Genomic DNA, 24015 nt, shown 5'->3' on the forward strand with positions numbered 1-24015 from the left:
CCGCGAAGGCGGGAATGACGGCTGCTGGAGTTTTTCGAGTGCCCCACAGTGGCTGGCAGTCGCAAACGTCAACCACGCCGGGCGGCCTCGATCGCGGCGATGTCGATCTTCGTCATCGTCATCATCGCTTCGAACGCGCGCTTGGCGACGGCGGGATCCGGGTCGGTGACCGCGGCCATCAGGGCGCGCGGGGTGATCTGCCACGACAGGCCCCACTTGTCCTTGCACCAGCCGCACTCGCTGGCCTGGCCGCCGTGGCCGATGATCGCGTTCCACAGGCGGTCGGTTTCGGCCTGGTCGTCGGTGGCCACCTGGAACGAGAACGCATGGGTGTGCGGGGTCCCGGGGCCGCCATTCATGCCTACGCAGGGGATGCCCATGACCGTGAACTCCACCATCAGCACGTCGCCCTGCTTGCCGGCGGGGTAGTCGCCCGGTGCACGATGGACGGCGCCCACGGCGCTATCCGGGAACGTCTTGGCGTAGAACGTCGCGGCATCCAGCGCGGTGCCGTCATACCAAAGGCAAATCGTGTTCTTGCTGACCATGGGAGTTCTCCTGATTCAGGGCGGCGAGGATGCCCTTCATTCTCTGCGACGAACGGCGGGCGCGCAGATCGACACGGGGAAAGCTGCCCGTCAAACCTTGGCCATCTCACTCTGGCCCCTTTGTTCACCGCCGTGAATTCCGGTTGCCTGTACGATTGCGCATGTATTGCAAAAGGTGTCGGGTGCGGCAGCTTGCATGGTGTGAAACGGGAGCATGGCGGCTGTGATGGGGAAAAAACCTGAAGCGCTGTTGCGCAGACTTTCGGTGCGGCAGCGGATGACGGCGATCATCGCGCTGCTTCTGCTGCCGCTTGCCGTGCTCAGTGCAGTGAGCATGGTGGTCCTGAACGAACAGGAGATGGCCTTTCGCGATTCCGTCGAGGAGTCGGTGCACGGGCTGCTCCCGCTGGGCACGCTGGAGTACTACCTTCAGCAGGCGCTGGTGGATGAGCTGCTGGCCGAGTCGAACGACGCGGTACCGGATTTTGCCGCGCTGACCCAGAATATCGACAACAGCTTTTCCAGCATCCAGCTCGGCATGGACAGCAAGGACGTGCCGGAGGATGTCCTGCACGATGCGCAAAATGCCTGGGTGCAGGCGCGTCCCTCGGTTCGTCGCCTGGTCGAGCAGGTGCATGCCCAGCATATGAGCGGGGCAGTGGCCAGCTTGAATACGCGCGCGGAGCTGGAGCGTGCCATCCGGGATATTTCAAGTGCGCGCGCGAGTCTGTCCGGCGTGCTCAAGGCGCGTTATGAGAACGCTGCCGCCCAGCGCAAGAGCCAGTTGCACTGGCTGATGTGGAGCTGGCTGATCACCCTGACCGCGGCCGGATTGCTGGTGGTGATCTTCCTGCGCTCCCTGCTTCGGCCGTTGCAGGCGTTGACGCATGCCGCCCGAGGCATCGAGGAAGGCCAGGCAAGTGTGCGCGTGAACGTCGAGGGGCGGGACGAGCTGGCGGTGCTGGCCGAGTGCTTCAACCGAATGGCTGCCAACTGGGAGGCCACGCAGACCCACCTGCAGGCTGAAGCGATCAAGGACCCGCTCACCGGCGTGCTCAACCGTCGAGGCATCCTGTCCCGCCTGGACGCCGAACTGGATCTCCACCGGCTTCGGCAGCAACCCCTGAGCGTGCTGGCGATGGATCTGGATCGCTTCAAGTTCATCAACGACCACTACGGACACAGCATGGGCGATCGCGCCCTGACCTGGGTCGCCGGCATCATGCGTGGCGTGTTGCGTGAAAACGATCACCTGGGACGGCACGGTGGCGATGAATTCATTGCCGTGCTGCCGAACACGAGCCATGCCAGTGCGCTGGACATCGCGGGTCGCATCAGCGAGGTCGTGCGCGAAGGCGCTGCCCGCGAAGCGGCGTACCCCGAGATAACCATCGGCGTCGCCACCGCGCCGGCGGATGGTGGCCAGGCCGCGTCATTGCTGGAGGCGGCCGATGCCAGGCTCTACGCGCAGAAGAAGCATCGCCGCACGACGGACGCTGCGGAGAGCGCGGGCGGGCGCGACGGAGGCCGCTGAAAACCCGCTGTGTCTCAAGCCAGACGGGAAACCCCGCGCTGCCTGATCCGCAGAAACCGGGGTTCGGCCGACCTCCGTTCGCTTCCTGGTTACGCCGGCAGGCTGACCACCGGCGCGAAGCCGCCGAAGATCATGCGCTTGCCGTCGAACGGCATGTCGCTGGCGGCCGCCATGCGGGGATCCTTCATGAATTTCTCCATGCCGGCATCGCGGGTGGCCTTGTCGGGCCATTCGATCCACGAGAACACCACGGACTCCCCATCCTTGGCCTGCACGGCGCGGCGGAAGTCGGTGAGCTTGCCGTCGGGCACGTCGTCGCCCCAGCACTCCACCACGCGGGTGGCGCCGAGCTCCATGAAAATGGCGTCGAAGGTGTTGGCGTGCGCAATGAATTGCTTGCGCTTGGCGTTGGGCACGGCGATCACGAAACCATCGATGTAGGACATGGCTGTCTCCTGGGTGGCCGGGGAGGCCGGTACGGCGCCCCTCACCTAGGCGACGAACGAGAACGGACGTGATCGACATGGGCCGGGCGAATCCACTGGGTCGAGCCCCCGTTGCATCCGTCTGATTTGATGAACCGACCCTGCAGGCTTTCATGGCCTGGTTCCACGGCGCGCGGATGGGGCGGAATCCCGCCGGTTTCACCGGGATATGCGATAGTTTGCGCATCGGTCTTCCGGGCCGACAGCTGGGGCATGGTGCCGGATGACACCGTGCCGGAGAGCCGGGTCGCAGGGGGAGCGGTTGGATTGCGCATGAATCGTCGGGTCGGGGGCTGGTGTTCGCTGGTGCTTGTGATGTGCGGCCTGCTGGCGTTTGCGCCGGCGCGCGCGCTCGACCCCGATCGTGCGATCGGGCAGCTGACCCACGTCTGGTACGAGAACCAGCTGCCGCAAGGCACGGTGCTGTCCATCGCGCAGCGCCGGGATGGCTCGATCTGGCTGGCGACGTACGGCGGGCTGGTCCACTACAGCGGGGCGGAGTTCGACAACATCGACCCGCGCGTGGCGCCGGTGCTGAAAAGCACGGCGATCACCGCGGTGCATGTCGATCGCGATGGCACGCTGTGGGTCGGCACGCTGAACGGCGGGCTCTACCGCAGCCGCGGGCGCGAACTGGAGCAGGTGGCGCTGCCCGCGAACATCAAGAGCGTGTTCGGCATCGTGCAGGACCGCGGCGGCGTGCTTTGGCTGACCACCAACGCCGGCGTCGCGCGGATGGATGCGAAGGGCATCCGCCTGCTCGACGAGGAACACGGGTTTCCGCCACGCGGGTTCTATCGCGGGATCGTGGCCGATGCGGTGGGCGGGGTATGGATCGCCGCCGACGGCGTCGGCGTCGTGCACTGGCATGACGGCCGGGTCGAGACGTTCGACACCCGGCGCGGCCTGCCGACCAACGCCGTCTACAGCCTGGCGATCGACCACGACGGCGCGGTATGGGCCGGCACGCAGGCCGGGCCGGTGCGCTATCGCGACGGGCGTTTCGAGCGCGACCCGCGCGCGGCCGCGCTGGACGGGAAGCGCATCTATTCGCTGTTCGGCGACCGCGACGGCAGCATGTGGTTCGCGCCGCTCGGCATGGGCATCTGCCGCCTGACGGCCGCACGCTTCGATTGCGACGACACGCTCAGCGGCATGGCCGGCGAGACCGTGCGGTCGATGTTCGAGGATCGCGAAGGCAACCTGTGGATGGGGACGACGTCGAGCGGCGTGCATCGCTTCAGCGACTCGAAGCTCGTCACCGTCACCGGAAAGATGGATTCCAACGCGGTGCGCGCCGTGTACCAGGATCGCGCGGGCACGCTCTGGGTCGGCACCGACGGCTCGGGCCTCGCGCGTTACGAGGACCTGAAGCTGGTGCCGGCGACGGCGATCAACGCGAAGCTGCCGAGCCTGCTGCTGCGTGCGATCCAGTCCGATGCCGCCGGCAACCTGTGGGTGGCGTCGACCGAAGGGGTGAGCCGGATCGCGCCCGATGGCACGGTGCGCAATTTCGGCATCGGCGACGGCCTGCCCGGCACGATCGTGTTTGCGTTTGCGCCCAGCCGCGATGGCGGCATGTGGGTGGGCACGTTGCAAGGCGTGGCGAAGATCAGTGGCGACAAGGTCAGCGTGGTCCAGGGCACGCATGGCGACGACACGCGCGCGCTGTACGAGGATCCGGCCGGGCGTTTGTGGATCGGCGAGCGCAGCGGCTTGCGCTGCCTGCAGGGCGGGGTGGTCGACCGCTGCGGCACCGACGGCCTGCCGGGCATGAGCGTGTTCGCCTTCCATCCCGAACCCGGCGGCGACCTGTGGCTCGGCACCAGCCTGGGCCTGATGCGTGTCCGCGGCTCGTCGGTGGAGGCCTTCACCCAGCGGGCGGACTTCTATGGCGACGCGGTGTTCGCCATGCTCGACGACGGCGATGGCCACTTCTGGGTGAGCTCGAACCGCGGCATCGCGCGATTCGCGTGGGCCGACATCGATGCGCTCGACCGCGGCGCGGCAGCGAAAATCCAGCCCCGCTGGTACGGCAAGAACGACGGCATGCTGTCGCAGCAGGCCAACGGCGCCTCGCAGACGCCGGCGTGGCGCACCCGCGACGGGCGGATGTGGTTCGGCACGGCCAACGGCGTGGTCGTCGTCGACCCGAAGCACGAGCGCGTGAACCGGATGCCTCCGCCGGTCGCGATCGAGCGCGTGCTCGTGGATGGGCAGAGCGTCGATCCGGATCACGTCGGCCGTATCGGTCCCGGCGTGGAACGCATCGAATTGCACTATGCCGCGATGAGTTACGTGGCGCCTGCCGCGGTGAAATACCGCTACCGCATCGACGGCTTCGACCGTGGCTGGATCGACGCCGGCGCCAGCCGCGCCGCCTATTACACCAACCTTCCGCCCGGCGACTACGTGTTCCGCGCCATCGCCAGCAACAACGACGGCGTGTGGAACACCGACGGTGCGAGCGTGGCCTTCACGATCGTGCCGAGCTGGTACGCCACCTGGTGGTTTCGCACCCTCGTCGCGATGATCGTCGTGGGCCTGCTCGCCGCGGTCTACCGGCTGCGCGTGTGGCGCCTGCACGAGCGCGAACGCGAGCTGACGCGCCAGGTCGCGCAGCACACCGAGGCGCTGCGCGACGCAAATGCCGAATTGAAGCGCATCGCCGCGCTCGACGGCCTCACCCGCATCGCGAATCGCGGCGCGTTCGACCAGCGGCTGCGTGAGGCCCTGGACGAGCATGTCGCGAGCGGCGCACCGCTCGCCGTCCTGATGTGCGACGTCGATGCGTTCAAGGCCTACAACGATACCTATGGCCATCTCGCCGGCGATGTCGCGTTGACCGCGGTCGCCGGCGCATTGACGAAAGTGCTGCGCTCGAATGCAGCGGATCTCGCCGCACGCTACGGCGGCGAGGAGTTCGCGGTGCTGCTCACCCGGTGCGACGCCGGTGAGGCTGCCGCGGTCGCGCAGCGCATGCTCGAGGCCGTGCGCGCGCTGGCGATCGAACATCGCAGCTCCGGCACCGCGCCGCGCGTGACCATCAGCATCGGCATCGCCACCGTCGTGCCTGCCGCCACGGACTCGCCCGAACAACTGCTTCGCTGCGCGGACGAGGCGCTGTATCGCGCCAAGGCCGCCGGGCGCGACCGCATTGGCGGCGGTGCCGAGGTCGCGGGATGAGAGCGCCGGCCAGGAAGGGGTAGGGCGCTTTTCCGGCGCCTGGTGCGCCGGGTTCCGAACGACGCATCGGAAAGGTGCCGTGGACAATTTTCATTTGCCCGGCACTCGCCATGCGTGGCGTTCGTTACCCGTCGGCGCGCGATGCGGGCGCTTCGGCCAGGCAGGATGGATCAGCCCTGCAATGGCGCAGGTCAGGCGCCCGCGGCGATGTCCCGCGTCGGGTTGGCGTCCCTAGCGCTGGCGCTTGGCCGCATACATCGCGCGGTCGGCGTGCGCCAGCAGGTCGGCCGGGTCACTCGCGTCTGTCGGGAAACAGGCGATCCCGACGCTGGCATCCAGCCGGAACAAACCGTCGGGCAACGTAAAGGGCGGGCTCAGGCAGGTGCGCAGGCCGTCGGCGACGGCCCGGGCGGCCTCGGCATCGCGGCAGCCGGGCAGCAGCGCGACGAACTCGTCGCCACCGACACGGGCCACCAGGTCGCCTTGCCGAAGACCCTGCTGCAGGCGCTGCGCGACCTCGCGCAGCAGGCGGTCGCCGGCGTCGTGCCCGCCCCGGTCGTTGGCCCCCTTGAAGCCGTCGAGGTCCAGGTAGAGCACGGCCAGGCCGTCGCCGGTCTGCGTCGAGTGCGCGATGGCGTATTGCAGTTCGCGCTGCAACCGGTGGCGGTTGGGCAATCCGGTCAACGGATCGTGGCTGGCGCGGTGTTCGAGCTCGCGTTCGGCACGACGCAGTTCGGTCACCTCGTGGGCCACCCCGATGCGCACGCCGTAGTCGGGCAGCCAGCGGGCCGACCACTGGATGTCCACGCTGTGGCCGTCCTTGTGGATGTAGCGGTTGCGGAAGTGGCGCTGCAGCGTGCCCTCCATCACCTGTTCGGCCTGCTGCAGGGTTGCCGCGCGGTCGTCGGGGTGGACCAGGTCGAATATCCGCCGGCCGAGCACCTCGTCGGGGGCGTAACCGAAGATGCGCTCGAAGCTTGCATTGACGTACAGGAAGCGACCCTCGGCGTCGACGACGCAGACTGCGTCGGGCATCAGGTCGAGCACGTCGGCGGGGGGCGGCAGCTTCGGGATCATGCAATGGCGGGGTTCATGGCACCCGATCGGTGTTGTGCAGATGTTGTTTCCGACATGGTAGCGCTTGAGGGATCCAACGAAGGCGAAAGCCATGCGTCGCCGGTCTCCGGGAAAAAACAGCCGGGTCAGAGCCGTTTGCAGCCGCCCGGATTTCCGGCTGAGCGTGCAGGGATCGGCTCGGACTTGGTATTCGTCAGGCCTCGGCCGCGAATGCCTCGACCAATGGCTGGTACTCCTCCATTGCCGGAAAGCCGGCAAAGCTGTGCTTCGCCGAGGTCGACACCCAGGAGAGCCTGGCGTCGGTACAGGTCTCGATGAACGGCACGAAGTCCGCATGCGGATCGAGCACGGAAGCGCGCAGGTTGACCAGCCAGTCGATGCCCGCCGGGCGGGTCATCACCCACGACTTGCAGAACGCGCAATACAGGTGGGTGTGCTCGCTCTGCAGGCCGCCGCGGACCAGTTCGCCCTCGAGTACCTCGACGCCGTCGGCCGGCATTGCCAGCGACAGCGAAAACGCGCTGCCGGTCATCTTCTGGCAGCCATGGCAGTGGCATGCCATGGTGAGCATGGCCGGCTTGGTGACGCGCAAACGCACGCGGCCGCAGCGGCACGTGCCGGTGGCAGGTAGCTGTCGTGGGTAGGGCATGGGCGGGTTCCTCGTGACGTTAAGATGGGTGCGAGAGACACTTTATCGGGGCAACCGGCTTACGTCCCCTTTCTTCCTTCTGCTTTGCGCCATTGGCCATGAGGAGTATTTACGACCATGCCACGACTGGAAAGAAAAACCGGAAGACGCTGGCTGCTGGCGGTGCTGATCGGAATGGCGACCACTGCAGGCGCGGTCGCGCCGGACCAGGCTACCCGCGAACTGTTGCAGGCCGAGGCCGACGTCTGCCAGGCCTTCGAAGCCGGCCACGCGGATGCCTTGCGCCGCGCGCTGACGGTGGATTTCACGCTGGTCGATTCGCACGGCAACGTGACGAACCTCAAGCAGAACCTTGCCGAGGTCGCCGCGCGGGAGCCGTTCTACGAGGAGTTCCGCAACCACGACCAGCAGGTGCGCCTGTACGGCGACGCCGCGCTGATTGTCGGCATCACCAGCATCCGCGGCCGCGCCGGCGGCGAACCGTTCGCCGCCAATTTCCGCTACACGGACACGTGGGTCCGCCGCGACGGCAAGTGGCTGCTGGCGGCAAGTCACGCCAGCCGGTTGCCGTAGCGCCGCTCAGTCCGGGATTTCCGCTTCCACCAGCTTGCCGAGCAGCACCAGCGATTCCTGCCAGCCCACGTAGCACTGCTCCACCGGGATCACCTCGGGCAAGCCCTCCTGCACCACCTGCATGTCGGTGCCGCAGGACACGGCACGGAAGGTGATGGTGGTGGTCATCTCGCCGGGCAGGTTGGGGTCCTCGAAGCGGTCGTTGTACTTGATGCGCTCGCCCGGCACGAGCTCCCGGTACGTGCCGCCGAAGCTATGGCCGTTGCCGGTGGAGAAATTGGTGAACGTCATCCGGTAGTTGCCGCCGACCCGCGCGTCGAGCTGGTGCACCTTGCAGGTGAAGCCGTTCGGCGGCAGCCACTTGGCGATGGCGTCGGCGTCGAGAAAGGCGCGGTAGACCCGCTCGGGCGGGGCGCGCAGCACGCGATGAAGGCGGAGGGTGTTGGTGGTCATGGCGGTTCCCGTTGAGGATGAGTTCTCGTCCTGAGGGGCAGGCGGCAGGGCGGAAATTGAGCAGCATCAATCGAACGCCATAAAGGCCAAATGGACCTCGCTTTTTCGACCGGGCGCCTTACTCGGATGCTGCGGCGGGCTCCGTCTTCGCTGCAGCGGCCGTCGGCGCCACCCACAGTCTGGCCTCCGGCTTGCCACCCAGCATCTGCGCACGCACCAGCGGGATCGGTGGGCCGCCGTAGCTGAGGAACTGATCGTGGAACGCCTTCAGCGCGTTCGGACCCGGGTGTGCGGCGATCCAGTCCTGGCGCAACTGCATGATCATCAACTTGCCCAAGGTGTAATTCAGATAGGCCGGATCGTAGGTACCACGGGCGGCCTGCTGGCGGGCGTTACCCGGATCCTGGAAGGCCTTGTCGCGGAACATCTGCTCGGACTGGGCGACGGTCATGCCGCCGGTGTGCAGGCCGATGGCGGAGAGATAGCGCACGTCGCGCAGCAGGGCGTTGGTGAGCTGACCGATGTGGGCTTCCGGCGTGGCGCCGTCCAGGCCGGCGTCGAACATCATTTCCTCGGCGTAGTGCGCCCAGCCTTCGGAGAAGGCGTAGCCGACAAACAACTGACCGAACTTCCAGTGCGCGCGATTGGCGTGCAGGAACTGCAGGAAGTGCCCGGGCCACACCTCGTGCGAAGACGTGAACAACAGATCGGCCTTGCCCGGGATGTAGGCCTGCTGGTCGGCCTTGCTCCAGGTCGGATCCGGCGGGGCGATGTAATACACCGACGGCAGGTTCTTTTCGTACGGGCCGGGAATCTCGATATAGGCGAAGTTCCAGCGGTTGAACGGCGGCGCTTCTTCGACCTTGGCCTGCTCGGGGCCGGGGATGGTCACCAGGTCCTTGTCGACGATGAACTGACGCAGGCCGGTGAGCTGCGTGCGTGCGCCTTCCACGGCGCCGCCGACCGGCTTGTCCGCACTCTCCCTGGCGACGCACGCGCTCAGCGACTTGCCGGGCGCGAACTTGTCGCAGGCGGCCTGGAGCGCATCGAGGTTGCGCTGCAGGTCCGACTCGCCGATGGCCTTGAGCCGGTCCAGCGGCAGGTCGACCAGTTCGGTGGCGTGCAGCATTCTGGAGAACTTCTCGGCTCCGAGCGCGTAGTCGTGGGTGGCGTGGGGCTTCTGCGCCTTCAACCAGTCGGCGAGGTCTTGCGTGGCCTTGATCGCGGCAGCATTGGACGCCTTGAAACGCGCTTGCAGGGCGTCGTCCTTGACCTCGGCGAAGATCGCCGGGACGTCGCTCTTGAAGAAGCTGGCGTAGCCGCCGAAGCTGTTCACGCCCAGCGTGATGTACGACTCCGGCAGCGGCAGTTTGAAGTTCGCTTTTATCTGGGCGATCGCCTTGGGCAGCGCTTCCTGATAAGTGACGAAGGCTGCCATGCGTTCCGGCAGCGGCGCGTAGGGACGCGTCAGGTACATGCTGGGCGACAGGTCGCCGGTATAGAAGGCCGGGTTGCTGTACGGGAAGCCGGAGTCTTCGAGCCAGAACAGTTGGCCGTCGATCACCGCGAGCACGTAGTCGCGGTGGAAGCGGCCGCCCTCATCGAGCTTGTCGTCACCGAACGCGGCGAACCTGGCGCGTTCCGCATGCAGCCAGTCGGCATCCGCCTTCAGGCCGGCCGGACTGTAGTCGGGCAGCTTGCCATCGAACTCGTGCTTGCCGGCGTTGGCGGCAAAGGTGGGGTAGCGCTGGAACATGCCGTCGATGAAGTCGTCGACGGCGGCCTCCAACCTGGCGTTGTCGTTGACCACCGCCACGCTGGCGGCAGGTGCGCTTGTCGTGGGTACGCTGGGGGTTTCCCGGTTGCAGCCGGCGGCGAGCGCGGCGGTTACCACGGCGCACAGGGTGACGATATGGATCGAGCGCATGCAGGCGGTTCCATGGCAAGGTCCGCCGAGGGTAAGCGTCGCGGCGGACACGCGCAACCCGTCTCACACCCGTGATGCAGGTCGGGTGGGGTCGTGGGTCGCCGTCGACTCCGCGCCTTGTGATCACTGTTGTCGCGATGGTCGCGCCAGGCGTCATGGTCGCTCTTCCGGAAGTGGCAACATGCGCAGCCGGCCGGGAAGTCACTGGATCGGTGACCGCGTGTCCAGCAGGCGCCGGAAGTGGGCCGCGTGCCAACACCCGACGCTGCGTTCGGGGCGATACTTGGCGCCCACGCAGCGCAACGGAGCACGGCATGAAGGCAAGCTACTTTCTTCTCGGATTCGGGATTCTTCTGGCGATGGTCGGCCTGGGCAGTGCCGCTTCCAGCCACGCGGCAACCGCCGGCAACGACGCCGCCGCCATTCGCCAGGTGATGGATCAGCAGGCGGCCGCGTGGAACCGCAGCGATGTCGTGGAGTTCATGCGCAGCTACAAGGATGCGCCCGACACCACGTTCGTGGGTGCCAGCGTGCGCAAGGGTTACCGCACGATCCTCGAAAGCTACCGCAAGCACTACGCCACGAAGGAGCAGATGGGTCGGCTCACGTACACCGAGCTGGACGTGCGCCTGCTGCCCGACGCCCACGGCGAAGTGCGCTACGCCGCCGTGACCGGCCGCTTCCATCTCGATCGCACCGCCCACGGCGAAGCCGCTCGGGACGACGGCGTGTTCTCGCTACTGTGGGAAAAGACCGCCGACGGCTGGAAGATCATCCTGGATCACACCAGCTGACTGCTTCGTCAGTTCATGACCCGTCGTGGTTGTTCGCGCAGGAAGGCCAGCGCCTCGTGGCAAGGTGCGTCGACCTTCAAGGTGAGCAGCGCGTCGGCGCGGGTGCGGCCCAGCGTTACCGCGGCCACCGGCTTGCCGGCGCGCGCGGCGGCGTCGACGAAGCGGTAGCCGGAATACACCATCAGCGAGGAGCCGACCACCAGCACCGCGTCGGCGGCCTGCCAGGCGCGCGTGGCGGCTTCCACGCGCTCGCGCGGTACGGCTTCGCCGAAGAACACCACATCAGGCTTCACGATGCCGCCGCAGTGCAGGCAGGGCGGCACGTCGAAGCGGGCGAAGTCGTGGCCTTCCAGGTCGGCGTCGCCGTCCGGCGCATCGGTGGCGTCGAGCTGCGCCCAGGCCGGGTTGCGCTCGACCAGCATCCGCTGGAACGCGCGGCGGGCGAGCCGCCAGTCGCAGCTCATGCAGCGCACCTCGTCGAGGCGGCCATGCAGGTCGAGCACCCGCTCGCTGCCTGCATGCTGGTGCAGGCGATCCACGTTCTGCGTCACCAGCAGCTCGACCTGTCCGCGCTGCTCCAGTTCGGCCAGCGCGTGATGCGTGGTGTTTGGCAGCGCACTGCCGAAGCGCCGCCAGCCGACCATGCTGCGCGCCCAGTAGCGCTGGCGCGTGGCCGGCTCGTGCATGAAGGCGGCGTAGTTCACCGGCGGCGGGCGCTTCCAATGGCCGTCGCGGTCGCGATAGTCGGGAATGCCCGAGTCGGTGCTGCAGCCCGCGCCGGTCAACACGAACAGGCGCGGATGGGCCTCGATGAATTGCTGCAGCGGAGTCATCGGCGGGAGTGGGTTCGCGGCGGCTGGAAAACAGGGTGCATGAAAACAGACAGATAAGCGGTTGGTGGGTGGCATCTTCACCCAAAGGGATGCCGCTGGAGTAATTTTGACCGATTGGCGGGCCGGTGCCCTGCCTTGTCAAGGGCAAAACTGGGGTCAGGGTCGAATGGCACTTACTTAAGCTCGTCATCCCCGCAAAAGCGGGGATCCAGCGCCTCTGGCAGCCTGGTCACTGGATTCCCGCTTTCGCGGGAATGACGGAAATTGGAGCTTTGCGCTTAAGTTAAGTGCCATTCGGGTCAGGGTCGACTTTTCCTAAACTGCACTCTGACTCGGGTTCAGGCCATCGTCCGCGATGGCCATGAGAGGCCCGGTTGGCGTATCGCTGGCTTTTCACCATTCTTGTCAAACGCTAGAGTTCTCAACGGTTCGCATTGATGTCGTGTACCTCGTTCGATGCGGGTTGTCGAAATAACACAGGGGAAAAACGTGAATCGATCTGTCAGATATGCAGTCGTTGCGGCTGCGGTGATGGGGCTGTGCGGCTGTGCTCAACAGACGAAGATAGTGCGCCCGAGCGCGACTCAGTTGCAGGCGCTCAAGCCATTGCCGATTATTCAGGTGATCAATCAGGACAAACTGGCGGCAGAGGATACTTTCACTTATGCCAACGTCAGTTTTATCCCCAACCCATCGATACCTATCGTGGTAGGAGCAGCGGGCGGTGCGTTGGGCATGGCGATCGTCAATGCCGAGATTCGAGCCGAGGCACGACGTTTCGCCGAACAACATGTGCAACCGTTGCGCACTGTCCTGGAGGGGTTCGATGCGAAGGGTGTGTTGAGCGAATCGCTGCGACAAGGTTTGGGGCAGCAGCCGGCGTTGTTCGGCAGCTACACGTTGGCTGATGCCGCATGGGCGGAGCAGTCCGGCAGCGGCCAGCGCGCTGTACTCGAAACCAGTTATGCCATGACCCCGGATTTTTCGGCATTGCAGGTGATTGCCACGGTGTCGATCTTTGTTCCTGGCAGCAAGGACAACAAGCCGCTCTATCGCAATATGCTGGTGTATCAGTCGCCGCGATTCAGCGTGCCGGCGAAGACTGCGGCAGACAGCGAGCATATGGTGGCGCAGGAAAATAGCCGCTACGCGGCGTTGCATATCGACGATGAAATTGAGAAGGCGAACGCAGCATTCAACAAGCATGATCCCGAAGCGGGGCGCATGCGGCAGAAGGTCGTCAGCGAGCAAAGGGAACATCGGCTGCGGCTCAAACAGGCGGGAGAGGCGACTTGGGATCCGGATACCCGTGCGCACCGACTGTGTGAGACATGGTCGGCCGGGCATGGCGAGGCATTGAAGGCCGCGATGCGTGCCAGCGGCATCGAGATTGCCCATATGCTTCAGCTGGATCTGGCTGGTCAAGTACCTGCCGACCTGGCGGATCAACCGCATACCGTGTTTCAGGATGACTCACGCGAGATCAAATATCTCGAAGATGGTCATATGATTTCCCTCGCGGTGTCCGACGACGATGCCTCGGAGAAGAAGTCTTCGCCGAGGGTGACGATGCCTCTGCCACATGTGGGGCGCTGAAAGGCAAAGGTGTCAGAGACATCCGAAGTGGTTTTGACCAATTGGCAGGCACGCGCCTGCCTCGCTACGGGGAATCCAAGCATGCCTGTACAAACTCATCGTCTCGCGGCTGCGTGGTCGTCGCCCGGCGCCTGTCGGAACATCCTGCTGGCCGTCGCGCTGGCCGGCTTATGCGCGGCGTCATCCGCCTGGGCCCAGGCGCCGCAGCTGTCGGCGCAGACGCAGCGGTTCGTGAAGTATGCGCAACCGTTGTTGGCGATCACCCATGTGCGGGTGATCGACGGCAACGGCACGCCGGCGCGGGAAAACCAGACGGTGCTGCTGCGCGACGGCCTCATTGCGGCGGTCGGCAGGCACGTGAAGCTGCCGAAGGACGCGGCCGTGATCGACGGCAGCGGGCATACGCTGATCCCGGGCCTGGTGGGCATGCACGACCACATGTTCTATCCGGCGCCGAAGGTGAACCCGGAAGCGAAGGAGGCGATCTATCCCGAGCAGGCGTCGAGCTTTCCCAAGCTGTACCTGGCCGGCGGCGTCACCAGCATCCGTACCACCGGCAGCACCGAGCCGTACACCGACCTTGAGCTGAAGAAGGCGATCGACGCCGGCAAGATCCCCGGACCGAAGATGCACACGACCGGGCCGTATCTGGAAGGCAAGGGCAGCTTCACGCCGCAAATGCACGAACTGGTGGATGCGGCCGACGCCACCGATACGGTCAACTACTGGATCAGCGAGGGTGCCACCTCGTTCAAGGCGTACATGCACATCACCCGCACCGAACTCTCCGCGGCGATCGCCGCAGCGCATGCGAAGCAGATCAAGGTGACCGGCCACCTGTGCGCGATCGGTTTCACCGAAGCGGCCGAGCTCGGCATCGACGACCTGGAGCACGGGCTGCCGGTGGACACCGAGTTCACCGCCGGCAAGCAGCCGGACATCTGCCCGGATACCAAGCTCGCGCTGGCTCACCTGGCGACGATGAGCGTCGACGATCCGCGCATCCAGCAACTGATCAAGACCCTGGTGTCGAAGCACGTGGCGGTCACCTCGACCCTGCCGGTGTTCGAAACGTTCGTGCCCGGCCGCGCGCCGATGGACCAGCGTGTGCTGGACGCGATGCTGCCGGAAACCCGGGTGGAATACCTGGCGACCCGCGAGCGTGTCGCCAAGACGCCAAACTCGCCATGGGTGAAGGTGTTCAAGCTGGAGCAGGATTTCGAGCACGCCTTCGTGCAGCAGGGCGGCACCTTGCTGGCTGGCCTGGACCCCACCGGCTATGGCGGCGTGATCGCCGGCTACGGCGACCAGCGCGAAGTGGAGCTGCTGGTGGAAGCCGGCTTCACCCCGCTGCAGGCGATCCAGATCGCCACCCTCAACGGCGCCCGCTTCATGGGCGAAGACAAGCGCATCGGCTCGATCGAGGCGGGCAAGGCCGCCGACCTGGTGCTGATCGCCGGCAACCCCGCGCAGAACATCAAGGACATCGAAAACGTCGAGCTGGTGTTCAAGGACGGCGTGGGCTACGACCCGGCCAAGCTGGCCAAGGCGGCGAATGGTACGGTGGGCTTGCGCTAGCGCCGGCTTCACCTTGCCGCGCGCCGAGTGTCGCATCGCGATGAAGCCCGCGTCGTGCGCGGATGCCGACAACGGCGCGGGTCGTCGTTTCCGAAGCAGTCCAGCGACCCGCTTGAGTTTTTCGGCACTTGCCCGGACGATCGCCAGGGTGTCTGTACGCCGCGCACGTTCGTGGGCGTAAACAACCAGGCCCTCTTGATCCGACGCATGAAACAGAGCTGGCACGATGATGGCACCTGAACTCGACAATCCTTTCTGGTCCTCGTTGCGCAGCCGCCACCGCGCGATTGCGCTGTGTCGCGGCGAGGCGGCGCGTTATCCGGCGCAATTCGCGCCGTTCCTGGGCGTGGCGAGCGCGCAGGCCGATGTGGCCGCTGCGATTGCGGCGCTGGTCGACCCGGGTGAATCGGTCTACCTGCTCGGCGTGGCGCCCGCGCTGCCGCGCGGCTGGGTGCTCGACGCGTTTGCGCCGTTGGCGCAGATGATCTGCCCCGCGCCGATCGCGGTGGTCGACGGGCCGGCGGTGATCGAGCTGAGCGAGGCGCATCGCGCCGACGTGCTCGCGCTGACCGCACTGGTGTATCCGCATTACTTCCGCCCGCGCACGATGGAGCTGGGCCGCTATTTCGGCATCTACCAGGACGGCCGGCTGGCGGCGATGATCGGCGAGCGGCTGGGCACCGACGCGCAGCAGGAGATCAGCGCGGTCTGCACGCATCCCGACTTCAACGGTCGCGGCTACGCGCGGCGCCTGCTGGCGCTGCTGTCGAACGACAACCTCGAGCGCGGCCGCCTGCCATTCCTGCACGTGAGCCATCAGAACCATCGCGCGAAGCAGCTGTACGAACAGCTCGGCTACCGCCACCGGCGCGACATCGGGTTCTGGTCGCTGTGTCGGGCATAAGGGTGGTCGCTTCCTCGGCGAAAGGGCGAGTCGTGCGCCACCGTTGCGTCGCGTTGCTGACGACCGTTCTGTTGCTGGGCGGCTGTGCTTCCCAGCGCACCCAGGAAGCACCGCCGCGCAGCCCGGCGCAGGTGCGCGCCGAGATCGTGCGGCTGATGCCGGCCGACGCGAGCGACCGCGAAGGCTGGGCCACCGGCATCCAGGCTGCGTTCGCGGCGCAGGGTATCGCACCGACCACCGCGAACTTGTGCGCGGTGCTGGCCGTGGCCCAGCAGGAATCCGGCTTCAAGGTCGATCCGGTGGTGCCTGGGCTGGCGAAGATCGCACGGCAGGAGATCGACCGCCGTGCCGCCGCGAAGCATGTACCGGGATTCGTGGTGGACGCGGCGCTGTGGCTGAAGTCGCCGGATGGCCGGCGTTACAGCGAGCGGCTGGCGGCGGCGCGCACCGAGCAGCAGCTGAGCGCGATCTTCCAGGATTTCATCGGCATGGTGCCGCTGGGCAAGCGCCTGTTCGGCGGCCTCAACCCCGTGCACACCGGCGGGCCGATGCAGGTCAGCATCGCGTTCGCCGAAGCGCATGCGCAGGGCTATCCGTATCCGCTGCGGCGCTCGATTCGCGACGAGGTGTTCAGCCGGCGCGGCGGCATATACTTCGGCATCGCGCATTTGCTGGGTTATCCGGCGGATTATCCGCAGCCGCTCTACCGCTTCGCCGACTTCAACGCGGGTTGGTACGCCAGCCGCAACGCCGCGTTCCAGAACGCGGTGAGCGCGGCATCGGGCATTCCGCTGGCGCTGGATGGCGACCTGGTGTCGCCCGATGCCGGCTTCGGCGATCCGCCCGGCGCGACCGAACTGGCGGTGCGTTCGCTGGGCACGCGGCTCGACATGGGCGACTCGGCGATCCACCGCGCACTGGGGCAGGGCGAGCGCCAGGATTTCGCGGACACGAAACTCTATGCCCGCGTATTCGCATTGGCCGAGCAGATGGAAGGCAAACCGCTGCCGCGCGCGGTGTTGCCGGGCATCACGCTGAAAAGCCCGAAGATCACCCGCAAGCTCACCACCGCGTGGTTCGCGAAACGTGTCGACGAGCGTTGGCAGCGCTGCATGCGGCGGGCGGGGTGACGCGCGTTCGGCAAGGCGGGGTACGGGTCGCGCCGCTGCTGTCGTAGGATGTCGGTTCACTCGCCACTTCAGGGGATCCGGCATGGTTCGTATGGGATGGGTCGTGGTGCTGGCCTGCAGCCTGTGGCTGCCGTCGCCGGTGTTGGCGCGTGACGATGGTGGGCTGGCATCAGCCGCGTCGGTGGCCGACGCCGACTGGCCGGGCACGATCACGCTGGCGGTCGACGCCAGCGACGTGTCGCGGCGCATCCAGCGTGTGCACGAACGCATTCCGGTGCGGCCGGGGCCGCTGACGCTGTGGTATCCGCAGTGGATCCCCGGCAACCATGCGCCGACCGGGCCGATCAACCAGCTCGCCGGGCTCACCATCAGCGGCAACGGCGCACGCATCGCGTGGCGGCGCGACGCGGTGGACATGTACGCGTTCCATCTTGACGTGCCGGCCGGCGTGGACGCGCTGGACATCGCGTTCCAGTACCTGTCGCCCACCTCCGACGCGCAGGGCCGGGTGGCGATGACGCCGGCGCTGCTGTCGCTGCAGTGGCATCGCGTGCTGCTGTATCCGGCCGGCTTCGACGCGCGCCGGATCAGGTTCGCGCCAAGCCTGATCCTGCCGGCCGGATGGCAGTTCGGCAGCGCGCTGGAGGTCGTTTCGCGCGAGGGCGACAGTGTGCATTTCGCGCCGGTGGCGCTGGTCGATCTGGTGGACTCGCCGTTGTACGCGGGCCGCTGGTTCAAGCGCTACGACCTCGATCCCGGCGCGCGGCAGCCGGTGCACCTCGACGTGGTCGCCGATACGCCGGAACAGCTCGACGCCACGCCGGCGATGCTCGACGCGCACCGCGCGCTGGTGCGCCAGGCCGACCGGGTATTCGGCATGCGCCCGTTCGCGCATTACGATTTCCTGCTGGCGCTGTCGGACGTGTTCAGCGGAATCGGGCTGGAACACCACCAGTCCAGCGAGAACGGCACGTACCCCGGCTACCTGCGCGGCAGCGCGCCGTTCATCGGCAACGACCTGTTGCCGCACGAGTACTCGCATGCGTGGAACGGCAAGTACCGGCGCCCGGCGCCGTCGTGGACGCCGCACTTCAACACCCCGATGCACGACGATTTGCTGTGGCTGTACGAGGGCCAGACCAACTACTGGGCGCTGGTGCTGGCCGCGCGCTCGGGTTTGCTGGACGAAAAGCAGGCACATGCGGTGCTGGCCGAACTGGTGGCGACGCAGACGCAGCGGCGCGGCCGCGACTGGCGCAGCCTGCAGGACACGGTGAGCCAGGGCATCATCGACTTCAACGACGCGCCGCAGGCCTGGGAAAGCTGGCAGCGTGCCTACGATTTCTACGGCGAGGGCGCACTGCTGTGGCTGGACGTGGATGGCAAGCTGCGCGAGCTGTCGCACGGCAAGCGCTCGCTGGACGATTTTGCGCAGCGCTTCTTCGGCGGCTCGCAGGGCCGCGTGCAGGTGGCGACCTATGGCTTCGACGACGTGGTGGCGGGATTGAATGCGGTGCAGCCGTTCGACTGGGCGGCCTTTCTGCATGAGCGTCTCGACGCGACGCCGGCCCCGCTCGACGGCCTGGCGCGCAACGGCTGGCGGCTGGTCTACACCGCGGAACCGAATGCCGCGATCACGGCGGCCGAAGATGCGGACGGTTACGACGATTTCCGTTTTTCGCTGGGGCTGAAAATCGCCCGTGCGGACGGCCGGATCGACGAGGTGCTGTGGGACAGCCCCGCATTCAAGGCCGGGTTGGCGCGCGACATGCGCGTGCTGGCGGTCGACGGCAGCGCGTACAGCGCCGAGCGGTTGCGGAACGCGCTGAGCGCTGCGAAAACCGCGAAGCCGCCGGTCGAGCTGCTGCTGCGCCAGGGCGACAGCTTCACCACGCAGCGGATCGACTACCACGGCGGCGTGCGTCATCCGCACCTCGAACGCGTCCCGGGCGCGTCCGATCGCCTGCAGCAGGTGCTGACGGCGCGCTAGCCCGGGTGTTGGCGTGCCGCCGCAAGCCCTTGCCCAAGGCCCGGCTTTCCATCGGCATCACGCCTCCGAGGCTAGCCTTGGCGGCGTGGCGTATCGCTGTTCGAGGCGCCGGCAACCCGAGGAGATCCCGATGAAGAAGATTCCCACTGGCGCATGGGTCGTGGTGGCCGACGGCACCGGCGCGCGGCTTCTGCGCAACGTCGGCAAGGGCCTCAACGTATCGCTTGAACAGGTGAAACTGGTGGGGCCGAAGGATCTTGCCCATGACGGCCCGGCCGGGCGTCAACCACCCGAGCGCAGCATGGCGGAGATGGATGAAGCCACCTTCGCCAAGCAGCTGGCGCAACGCCTGAATGCCGCCGCGCTGAAGAACGAGTTTGCCCACCTGGTGTTGGTGGCCGACCCGCAGACGCTGGGGCAGATGCGCCCCTTGCTGCATGAGGAGACCGCCAAGCGGATGGTGGAGGAACTCAACAAATCGCTGTTCCGAGCGCCGCTGGAAGAGATCGAGCGTGCACTGAAAGCCACCTGGTAAAGACGCCGGAAGGAAGCGGTCGGCGCGCCACTCGAAGCTCCACGGTTGAACCGGCCGGGGCAAGCACCCACCTTGCGGTGATCCCCTACTGCAGGAGTGCCATGTGACCCGGTTGTCCGACTTCCCCGTTAGCCTGCGCTGGCCTGCGCAGCATCCCGAACGCATCCAGCTGTATTCGCTGAACACGCCGAACGGCGTGAAGGTGTCGATCCTGCTGGAGGAGACCGGGCTGCCGTACGAGCCGCACCTGGTCGACATCATGCAGGACGAGAGCCACACGCCGGAGTTCCTCGCGCTCAACCCGAACGGCAAGATTCCCGCAATCATCGATCCGCACGGTCCCGGCGGCGCGCCGCTGGCATTGTTCGAGTCGGGCGCGATCCTGCTGTACCTGGCGGACAAAACCGGACAGTTCATCCCGACCGAGCCGACACGGCGTTGGGAGACGATCCAGTGGGTGTTCTTCCAGATGGCGTCGATCGGGCCGATGTTCGGCCAGGTCGGCTTCTTCAACAAGTTCGCCGGCAAGGCGTACGAGGACAAGCGCCCGCTCCAGCGCTACGTCAATGAATCGAAGCGCCTGCTCGGCGTGCTCGACGATCGGCTGGAAGGCCGCCGCTGGCTGATGGGCGACGACTACACCATCGCCGACATCGCCACGCTCGGCTGGGTGGACAATCTGATCACGTTCTACGAGGCGCGCGAGCTGGTCGACTACGACAGCTTCGCCAACGTCGTCGGCTGGCTCGAACGCGGGTTGGCGCGTCCGGCCGTGCGACGCGGGTTGAAGATTCCCGGCCGCGGCTGAGGCCGCGGTCGTGCAGCAACGAAACAACTTCGGGAGATCGACATGAGCACGGTTCTGGTCACGGGTGGGTCGGGTTTCATCGGCAGTCACTGCATCCTGCAGTTGCTGGCTGCGGGGCATCGGGTGCGCACCACGGTGCGCAGCCTTGGGCGCGAAGGCGTGGTGCGCGCGATGCTGAAGCAGGGCGGGGCCGAGCCGGGCGAGCGACTGTCCTTCGTCGAAGCCGATCTGCAGCGCGATGCAGGCTGGGCGGAGGCGGTGGTCGGCTGCGACTACGTGCTGCACGTGGCTTCGCCGTTTCCGCCGGACATCCCGAAGCACGAGGACGAGCTGATCGTGCCCGCGCGCGAGGGTGCGTTGCGCGTGCTGCGTGCCGCGCGCGACGCTGGCGTCAGGCGCGTGGTGCTGACGTCCTCGTTCGCGGCGGTCGGTTACGGCCACGCGCCGCAGCCGGCGCCGTTCGACGAGACGAGCTGGACGGATGTCGATGGCGAGGGCGTGCTGCCTTACATCAAGTCCAAGACCCTGGCCGAGCGTGCCGCGTGGGATTTCATCGCACACGAGGGCGGCGCGCTGGAGCTTTCGGTGGTCAACCCGGTGGGCGTGTTCGGGCCGGTGTTGGGGCCGGACTACTCCACCTCGATCCTGCTGGTGCAGCGGCTGATGGATGGCGCCATGCCCGGTTGCCCGCAGCTGTGTTTCGGCGTGGTCGACGTACGCGACGTGGCCGACCTGCACCTGCGCGCGATGACCGACCCGGGTGCCCGCGGCGAGCGCTTCCTCGCCGTCGCCGGCGACTTCATGTGGATACGCGAGATCGCCGCGACGTTGCGGCAGCAACTGGGCGCGTCGGCGCGCAAGGTGCCCACGCGGCAGCTGCCCAACTGGCTGGTGCGCCTGGCGGCGCTGCGCGACCCGGCGGTCAGGCAGATCCTGCCCGAGCTGGGCACGCGCAAGAACGCCAGCAGCGCCAAGGCCCGGCGCGTGCTGGGCTGGTCGCCGCGCTCGCCGCAGGAGGCCGTCGTCGCCACCGCCGAAAGCCTGGTGCGGCTGGGTCTGTTGAAGGGTGCGGCGAAGGCGGACGGCTAGGGATGCCCTGATCCGTTCAGCGCATCCCCGGGCCGTCCGCCGCCCGTTACGACCCCGGGTGGTAGACCCGCTCGGTATGGCCTTCCAGTTGTTCCGGCCAGAAGTACACCGTGCGCAGGTTGCCGGTGGTGTAACGCTCGGCCTCGTCGTTGAAGTGCTTCGAGTCCGGGTGGCCGCTTTCGCCGCCGGCGGTGATCGCGCGGGCGCTGACCTTCGGGCCGAACTCGACCACGGCGACGAAGCTGTTGCCGCCGGTGCCGTAGTAGCGCTTCGTGCCGGGCCAGCGGTGCGCGCCGAACGAGGCCAGCGAACCCCAGCGTGACGACACGAACGGCACCGGGATGCTCGGCTTGGCGTCGTCGAACTTTTGCACGATGGCGCCGTCGTTGCGCTGGAAGCGGTTGATCTCGCCCCACGGCACGCCCCAGCTGCCGAAATCCTTTTCCAGCCGGTCGGAGGCTTCGACCAGCGCGCTCAGGCGCGCCTTCGCACCGGCGTCGCCGGCCATGTAGTCGTATACGGACTGATCTTCGGACTCGGCTTCGGCGTGTACGCGATCCCACAGCGTGTCGCCCCAGAACACCGCCAGCGAGGTCGGCATCGAGGCGACGCCCCAGCGGTAGTCCCAGCTGCGCAGCAAGGCGATCTGGCCGGCCAGGCGCGGCTTCAGCGGGTCGTTGTCGGGCAGCATGTCGTAGTCGTGGACCAGCACCGGCACCAGCCGCGAGAACGCCGGCAGGAAGGAGTCGAACGCGGCGGTGATCAGCGAGGCCTTGCTGAAATCGTGCACGCCATCCAGCACGCGGGTGGCGTGGATGCCGCGCGGGTTTTCGCCGAAGGTGTCCATGTAGCGCGGGTAGTCCGCCTGCCGCGGGCTGAACTTGCCGGCGGCGGAGTACGGCCAGTTGTTGGTGTTCATGATCCAGCCGTTCGGCGGGTTGAGCAGGTGCGGCGCCTCGTCGAGCGCGTGCAGGCCTTTCCAGTCGGTGGCCGGGTCGCTGCCGTCGACCGGTTTGGTGTAGTCGAAGCGGTTGTCGCGCTTCGGGATGAACTGCGGGTGCATATACGCGATCTCGCCCTTGTCGTCGGCGAAGATGGTGTTGTTCGAGGAATTGGCCTTGAGCTCGGCGACTTTCATGTAGCTGGCGTAGTCGCTGGCCTTGGTGCGCAGCCAGCTCTGCTCGAGCGCTTCCAGCGGCTTGTTCATCAGCGCGATGGCGATCCATTTGCCGTCGGCCGCGCGCACGATCGGGCCGTGGTGGGTGAAGTGCGCGTCGAAGCTGCGCGTGGCCATCGAGCCGTCCTTCGCCCGGTACGGCACGCGGATCGTGCGCGTGGTGACCGGCCGCAGTTCCTTGCCGTAGCGGTAGAACAGCTTGTCGCCCTTGTGCACGATGGTCTCGGCGAATTCGTCGACCACGTCGGCGCCGGTGGAGGTGTGCATCCAGCCGATATGGTGGTTGAAACCCTGGTAGATGAAGAACTGGCCCCAGGTCACCGCGCCGTAGGCGTCCAGCCCCGCGTCGCTGGACATCTGCAGCTCGGAGCGGAAGAAGAACGAGGTGTGCGGGTTGATCCACAACAGCGCGTGGCCGTCGGCGCTGAGCTTCGGCGCAATCGCGAAACCGTTCGAGCCGGTCGGCTCGACCCAGCTGGACGGAGTTTCCACGCCGGTGAATTTCGCTTGATCCTTGCCGTAGAAAGCGGCGAGCTGTTCGAGCGAGACGCGCTCGATGTCGCCGCCGATGCTGCCCTCGCTGAAGCTGAGTGCCATCCACGGTTCGAAGTGCTTGATGACGCGCGGATGCACGTGCGGATGCGTGGCCAGGTAGTAGTTCAGCCCGTCGGCCCAACTGTTCATCAACGCCTGCAGCCAGGCAGGGCTCTTTGCGTACAGCGCCTTCAGCTCGACCGGGTCGATGAACAGTTTCTGCCGCAGGTCCTGCCAGACCACCGATTCGCCCTCGGTCTCGGCGAGCCGGCCCAGCGAGTTGAGGTAGTTCGTCTCGACCCGGTTGAAGTCGTCCTCGGCCTGGGCGTAGGCCATGCCGAACACCGCGTCGGCGTCGGTGCGGCCGTGCACGTGGGCAATGCCCCAGTCGTCGCGGGTAATCGTGACCGCCTGCGCCTGGTACTGCCAGCGCGCCTGTTCGGGCGGGGCGCTCTGCGCCGTGGCGACCAGGCTGAATGTGAGCAGCGCCGTGGCCAGCAGCAGGCGCGACAGGTGCGGGTGACGTGCTCGCGGGCACGGGTTGTTCGAGGTGCGTGTATGCATCAGCCGGTTATCCCCCTGGTAGTCGTCGGTGCCGCCATGTTTCGTGGAGTT

At 66.8% G+C, this 24015-nt stretch carries 20 protein-coding genes; 12 read left to right on the forward strand and 8 right to left on the reverse strand.

What is annotated here, in order from left to right:
* Positions 1 to 68: 68 nt before the first annotated feature.
* Positions 69 to 548, reverse strand: a complete 480-nt coding sequence (locus ASG75_RS02145; protein WP_056385281.1) for a VOC family protein — start codon at positions 546 to 548, stop codon at positions 69 to 71.
* 214 nt (positions 549 to 762) lie between these two features.
* Here ASG75_RS02145 and ASG75_RS02150 point away from each other — a divergent pair, with 214 nt between their 5' ends.
* Positions 763 to 2082, forward strand: a complete 1320-nt coding sequence (locus tag ASG75_RS02150) for a diguanylate cyclase (RefSeq protein WP_082547471.1) — start codon at positions 763 to 765, stop codon at positions 2080 to 2082.
* An 89-nt stretch (positions 2083 to 2171) separates the two neighbouring features.
* Here ASG75_RS02150 and ASG75_RS02155 read toward each other — a convergent pair whose 3' ends face one another.
* Positions 2172 to 2528, reverse strand: a complete 357-nt coding sequence (locus ASG75_RS02155) for a DUF1428 domain-containing protein (protein ID WP_056385285.1) — start codon at positions 2526 to 2528, stop codon at positions 2172 to 2174.
* A 312-nt stretch (positions 2529 to 2840) separates the two neighbouring features.
* Between ASG75_RS02155 and ASG75_RS02160 the strand changes: the two genes are divergently transcribed.
* On the forward strand, positions 2841 to 5753 hold the full coding sequence (locus ASG75_RS02160; RefSeq protein WP_056385288.1) for a two-component regulator propeller domain-containing protein: 2913 nt from the start codon (positions 2841 to 2843) through the stop codon (positions 5751 to 5753).
* A 231-nt stretch (positions 5754 to 5984) separates the two neighbouring features.
* Here the strand turns inward: ASG75_RS02160 and ASG75_RS02165 are convergent, their stop codons facing one another.
* Together ASG75_RS02165 and ASG75_RS02170 are read right to left on the reverse strand one after the other, a co-directional pair.
* Complete coding sequence (locus tag ASG75_RS02165) at positions 5985 to 6830, reverse strand: diguanylate cyclase (protein ID WP_056385290.1); 846 nt, start codon at positions 6828 to 6830, stop codon at positions 5985 to 5987.
* Positions 6831 to 7023: 193 nt separating this feature from the next.
* Complete coding sequence (locus ASG75_RS02170; protein ID WP_056385292.1) at positions 7024 to 7479, reverse strand: GFA family protein; 456 nt, start codon at positions 7477 to 7479, stop codon at positions 7024 to 7026.
* Positions 7480 to 7596: 117 nt separating this feature from the next.
* On the opposite strand from ASG75_RS02170, the gene ASG75_RS02175 reads away from it, so the two are divergent.
* The gene (locus tag ASG75_RS02175; protein WP_157616877.1) at positions 7597 to 8052 is read left to right on the forward strand and encodes a nuclear transport factor 2 family protein; all 456 of its coding nucleotides are present in this window, start codon (positions 7597 to 7599) and stop codon (positions 8050 to 8052) included.
* 6 nt (positions 8053 to 8058) lie between these two features.
* Here the strand turns inward: ASG75_RS02175 and ASG75_RS02180 are convergent, their stop codons facing one another.
* On the reverse strand, positions 8059 to 8505 hold the full coding sequence (locus ASG75_RS02180; RefSeq protein ID WP_056385294.1) for an SRPBCC family protein: 447 nt from the start codon (positions 8503 to 8505) through the stop codon (positions 8059 to 8061).
* Positions 8506 to 8623: 118 nt separating this feature from the next.
* Positions 8624 to 10432 (reverse strand): DUF885 domain-containing protein, encoded by a 1809-nt coding sequence (locus tag ASG75_RS02185; protein WP_056385295.1) that lies wholly within the window; start codon positions 10430 to 10432, stop codon positions 8624 to 8626.
* A gap of 314 nt (positions 10433 to 10746) precedes the next feature.
* Between ASG75_RS02185 and ASG75_RS02190 the strand changes: the two genes are divergently transcribed.
* Complete coding sequence (locus tag ASG75_RS02190; protein ID WP_056385297.1) at positions 10747 to 11226, forward strand: nuclear transport factor 2 family protein; 480 nt, start codon at positions 10747 to 10749, stop codon at positions 11224 to 11226.
* An 8-nt stretch (positions 11227 to 11234) separates the two neighbouring features.
* Here the strand turns inward: ASG75_RS02190 and ASG75_RS02195 are convergent, their stop codons facing one another.
* Positions 11235 to 12059, reverse strand: a complete 825-nt coding sequence (locus ASG75_RS02195) for an NAD-dependent protein deacetylase (RefSeq protein ID WP_056385299.1) — start codon at positions 12057 to 12059, stop codon at positions 11235 to 11237.
* 489 nt (positions 12060 to 12548) lie between these two features.
* On the opposite strand from ASG75_RS02195, the gene ASG75_RS02200 reads away from it, so the two are divergent.
* The 8 genes from ASG75_RS02200 to ASG75_RS02235 all read left to right on the forward strand — a co-directional run bounded on the left by ASG75_RS02200 (position 12549) and on the right by ASG75_RS02235 (position 21689).
* On the forward strand, positions 12549 to 13655 hold the full coding sequence (locus tag ASG75_RS02200; protein WP_235580132.1) for a hypothetical protein: 1107 nt from the start codon (positions 12549 to 12551) through the stop codon (positions 13653 to 13655).
* A gap of 81 nt (positions 13656 to 13736) precedes the next feature.
* On the forward strand, positions 13737 to 15233 hold the full coding sequence (locus ASG75_RS02205) for an amidohydrolase family protein (protein WP_056385304.1): 1497 nt from the start codon (positions 13737 to 13739) through the stop codon (positions 15231 to 15233).
* A 226-nt stretch (positions 15234 to 15459) separates the two neighbouring features.
* Positions 15460 to 16137 (forward strand): GNAT family N-acetyltransferase, encoded by a 678-nt coding sequence (locus ASG75_RS02210; RefSeq protein ID WP_056385306.1) that lies wholly within the window; start codon positions 15460 to 15462, stop codon positions 16135 to 16137.
* A gap of 32 nt (positions 16138 to 16169) precedes the next feature.
* Positions 16170 to 17267, forward strand: a complete 1098-nt coding sequence (locus ASG75_RS02215) for a DUF1615 domain-containing protein (RefSeq protein ID WP_056385308.1) — start codon at positions 16170 to 16172, stop codon at positions 17265 to 17267.
* Positions 17268 to 17349: 82 nt separating this feature from the next.
* Entirely contained in the window at positions 17350 to 19257 is a 1908-nt protein-coding gene (locus ASG75_RS02220) for a peptidase M61 (protein ID WP_235580133.1), read from the forward strand.
* Between the two features lie 130 nt (positions 19258 to 19387).
* On the forward strand, positions 19388 to 19792 hold the full coding sequence (locus tag ASG75_RS02225; RefSeq protein ID WP_056385310.1) for a host attachment family protein: 405 nt from the start codon (positions 19388 to 19390) through the stop codon (positions 19790 to 19792).
* A 103-nt stretch (positions 19793 to 19895) separates the two neighbouring features.
* Entirely contained in the window at positions 19896 to 20600 is a 705-nt protein-coding gene (locus ASG75_RS02230; RefSeq protein ID WP_056385313.1) for a glutathione S-transferase N-terminal domain-containing protein, read from the forward strand.
* A 42-nt stretch (positions 20601 to 20642) separates the two neighbouring features.
* Positions 20643 to 21689, forward strand: a complete 1047-nt coding sequence (locus ASG75_RS02235) for an aldehyde reductase (RefSeq protein WP_056385315.1) — start codon at positions 20643 to 20645, stop codon at positions 21687 to 21689.
* A 46-nt stretch (positions 21690 to 21735) separates the two neighbouring features.
* Here the strand turns inward: ASG75_RS02235 and ASG75_RS02240 are convergent, their stop codons facing one another.
* Entirely contained in the window at positions 21736 to 23964 is a 2229-nt protein-coding gene (locus ASG75_RS02240) for a penicillin acylase family protein (RefSeq protein WP_056386958.1), read from the reverse strand.
* Positions 23965 to 24015: the final 51 nt, after the last annotated feature.

Source organism: Rhodanobacter sp. Soil772 (genome assembly GCF_001428385.1).
Classification (GTDB): Bacteria; Pseudomonadota; Gammaproteobacteria; order Xanthomonadales; family Rhodanobacteraceae; genus Rhodanobacter.

What these genes read in the sequence shown, in the direction of transcription:
- ASG75_RS02145 (WP_056385281.1), bottom strand. Translation starts at nt 548, where the DNA reads ATGGTCAGCAAGAACACGATTTGCCTTTGGTATGACGGCACCGCGCTG.
- ASG75_RS02150 (WP_082547471.1), top strand. Translation starts at nt 763, where the DNA reads ATGGCGGCTGTGATGGGGAAAAAACCTGAAGCGCTGTTGCGCAGACTT.
- ASG75_RS02155 (WP_056385285.1), bottom strand. Translation starts at nt 2,528, where the DNA reads ATGTCCTACATCGATGGTTTCGTGATCGCCGTGCCCAACGCCAAGCGC.
- ASG75_RS02160 (WP_056385288.1), top strand. Translation starts at nt 2,841, where the DNA reads ATGAATCGTCGGGTCGGGGGCTGGTGTTCGCTGGTGCTTGTGATGTGC.
- ASG75_RS02165 (WP_056385290.1), bottom strand. Translation starts at nt 6,830, where the DNA reads ATGATCCCGAAGCTGCCGCCCCCCGCCGACGTGCTCGACCTGATGCCC.
- ASG75_RS02170 (WP_056385292.1), bottom strand. Translation starts at nt 7,479, where the DNA reads ATGCCCTACCCACGACAGCTACCTGCCACCGGCACGTGCCGCTGCGGC.
- ASG75_RS02175 (WP_157616877.1), top strand. Translation starts at nt 7,597, where the DNA reads ATGCCACGACTGGAAAGAAAAACCGGAAGACGCTGGCTGCTGGCGGTG.
- ASG75_RS02180 (WP_056385294.1), bottom strand. Translation starts at nt 8,505, where the DNA reads ATGACCACCAACACCCTCCGCCTTCATCGCGTGCTGCGCGCCCCGCCC.
- ASG75_RS02185 (WP_056385295.1), bottom strand. Translation starts at nt 10,432, where the DNA reads ATGCGCTCGATCCATATCGTCACCCTGTGCGCCGTGGTAACCGCCGCG.
- ASG75_RS02190 (WP_056385297.1), top strand. Translation starts at nt 10,747, where the DNA reads ATGAAGGCAAGCTACTTTCTTCTCGGATTCGGGATTCTTCTGGCGATG.
- ASG75_RS02195 (WP_056385299.1), bottom strand. Translation starts at nt 12,059, where the DNA reads ATGACTCCGCTGCAGCAATTCATCGAGGCCCATCCGCGCCTGTTCGTG.
- ASG75_RS02205 (WP_056385304.1), top strand. Translation starts at nt 13,737, where the DNA reads ATGCCTGTACAAACTCATCGTCTCGCGGCTGCGTGGTCGTCGCCCGGC.
- ASG75_RS02210 (WP_056385306.1), top strand. Translation starts at nt 15,460, where the DNA reads ATGATGGCACCTGAACTCGACAATCCTTTCTGGTCCTCGTTGCGCAGC.
- ASG75_RS02220 (WP_235580133.1), top strand. Translation starts at nt 17,350, where the DNA reads ATGGTTCGTATGGGATGGGTCGTGGTGCTGGCCTGCAGCCTGTGGCTG.
- ASG75_RS02225 (WP_056385310.1), top strand. Translation starts at nt 19,388, where the DNA reads ATGAAGAAGATTCCCACTGGCGCATGGGTCGTGGTGGCCGACGGCACC.
- ASG75_RS02235 (WP_056385315.1), top strand. Translation starts at nt 20,643, where the DNA reads ATGAGCACGGTTCTGGTCACGGGTGGGTCGGGTTTCATCGGCAGTCAC.
- ASG75_RS02240 (WP_056386958.1), bottom strand. Translation starts at nt 23,964, where the DNA reads ATGCATACACGCACCTCGAACAACCCGTGCCCGCGAGCACGTCACCCG.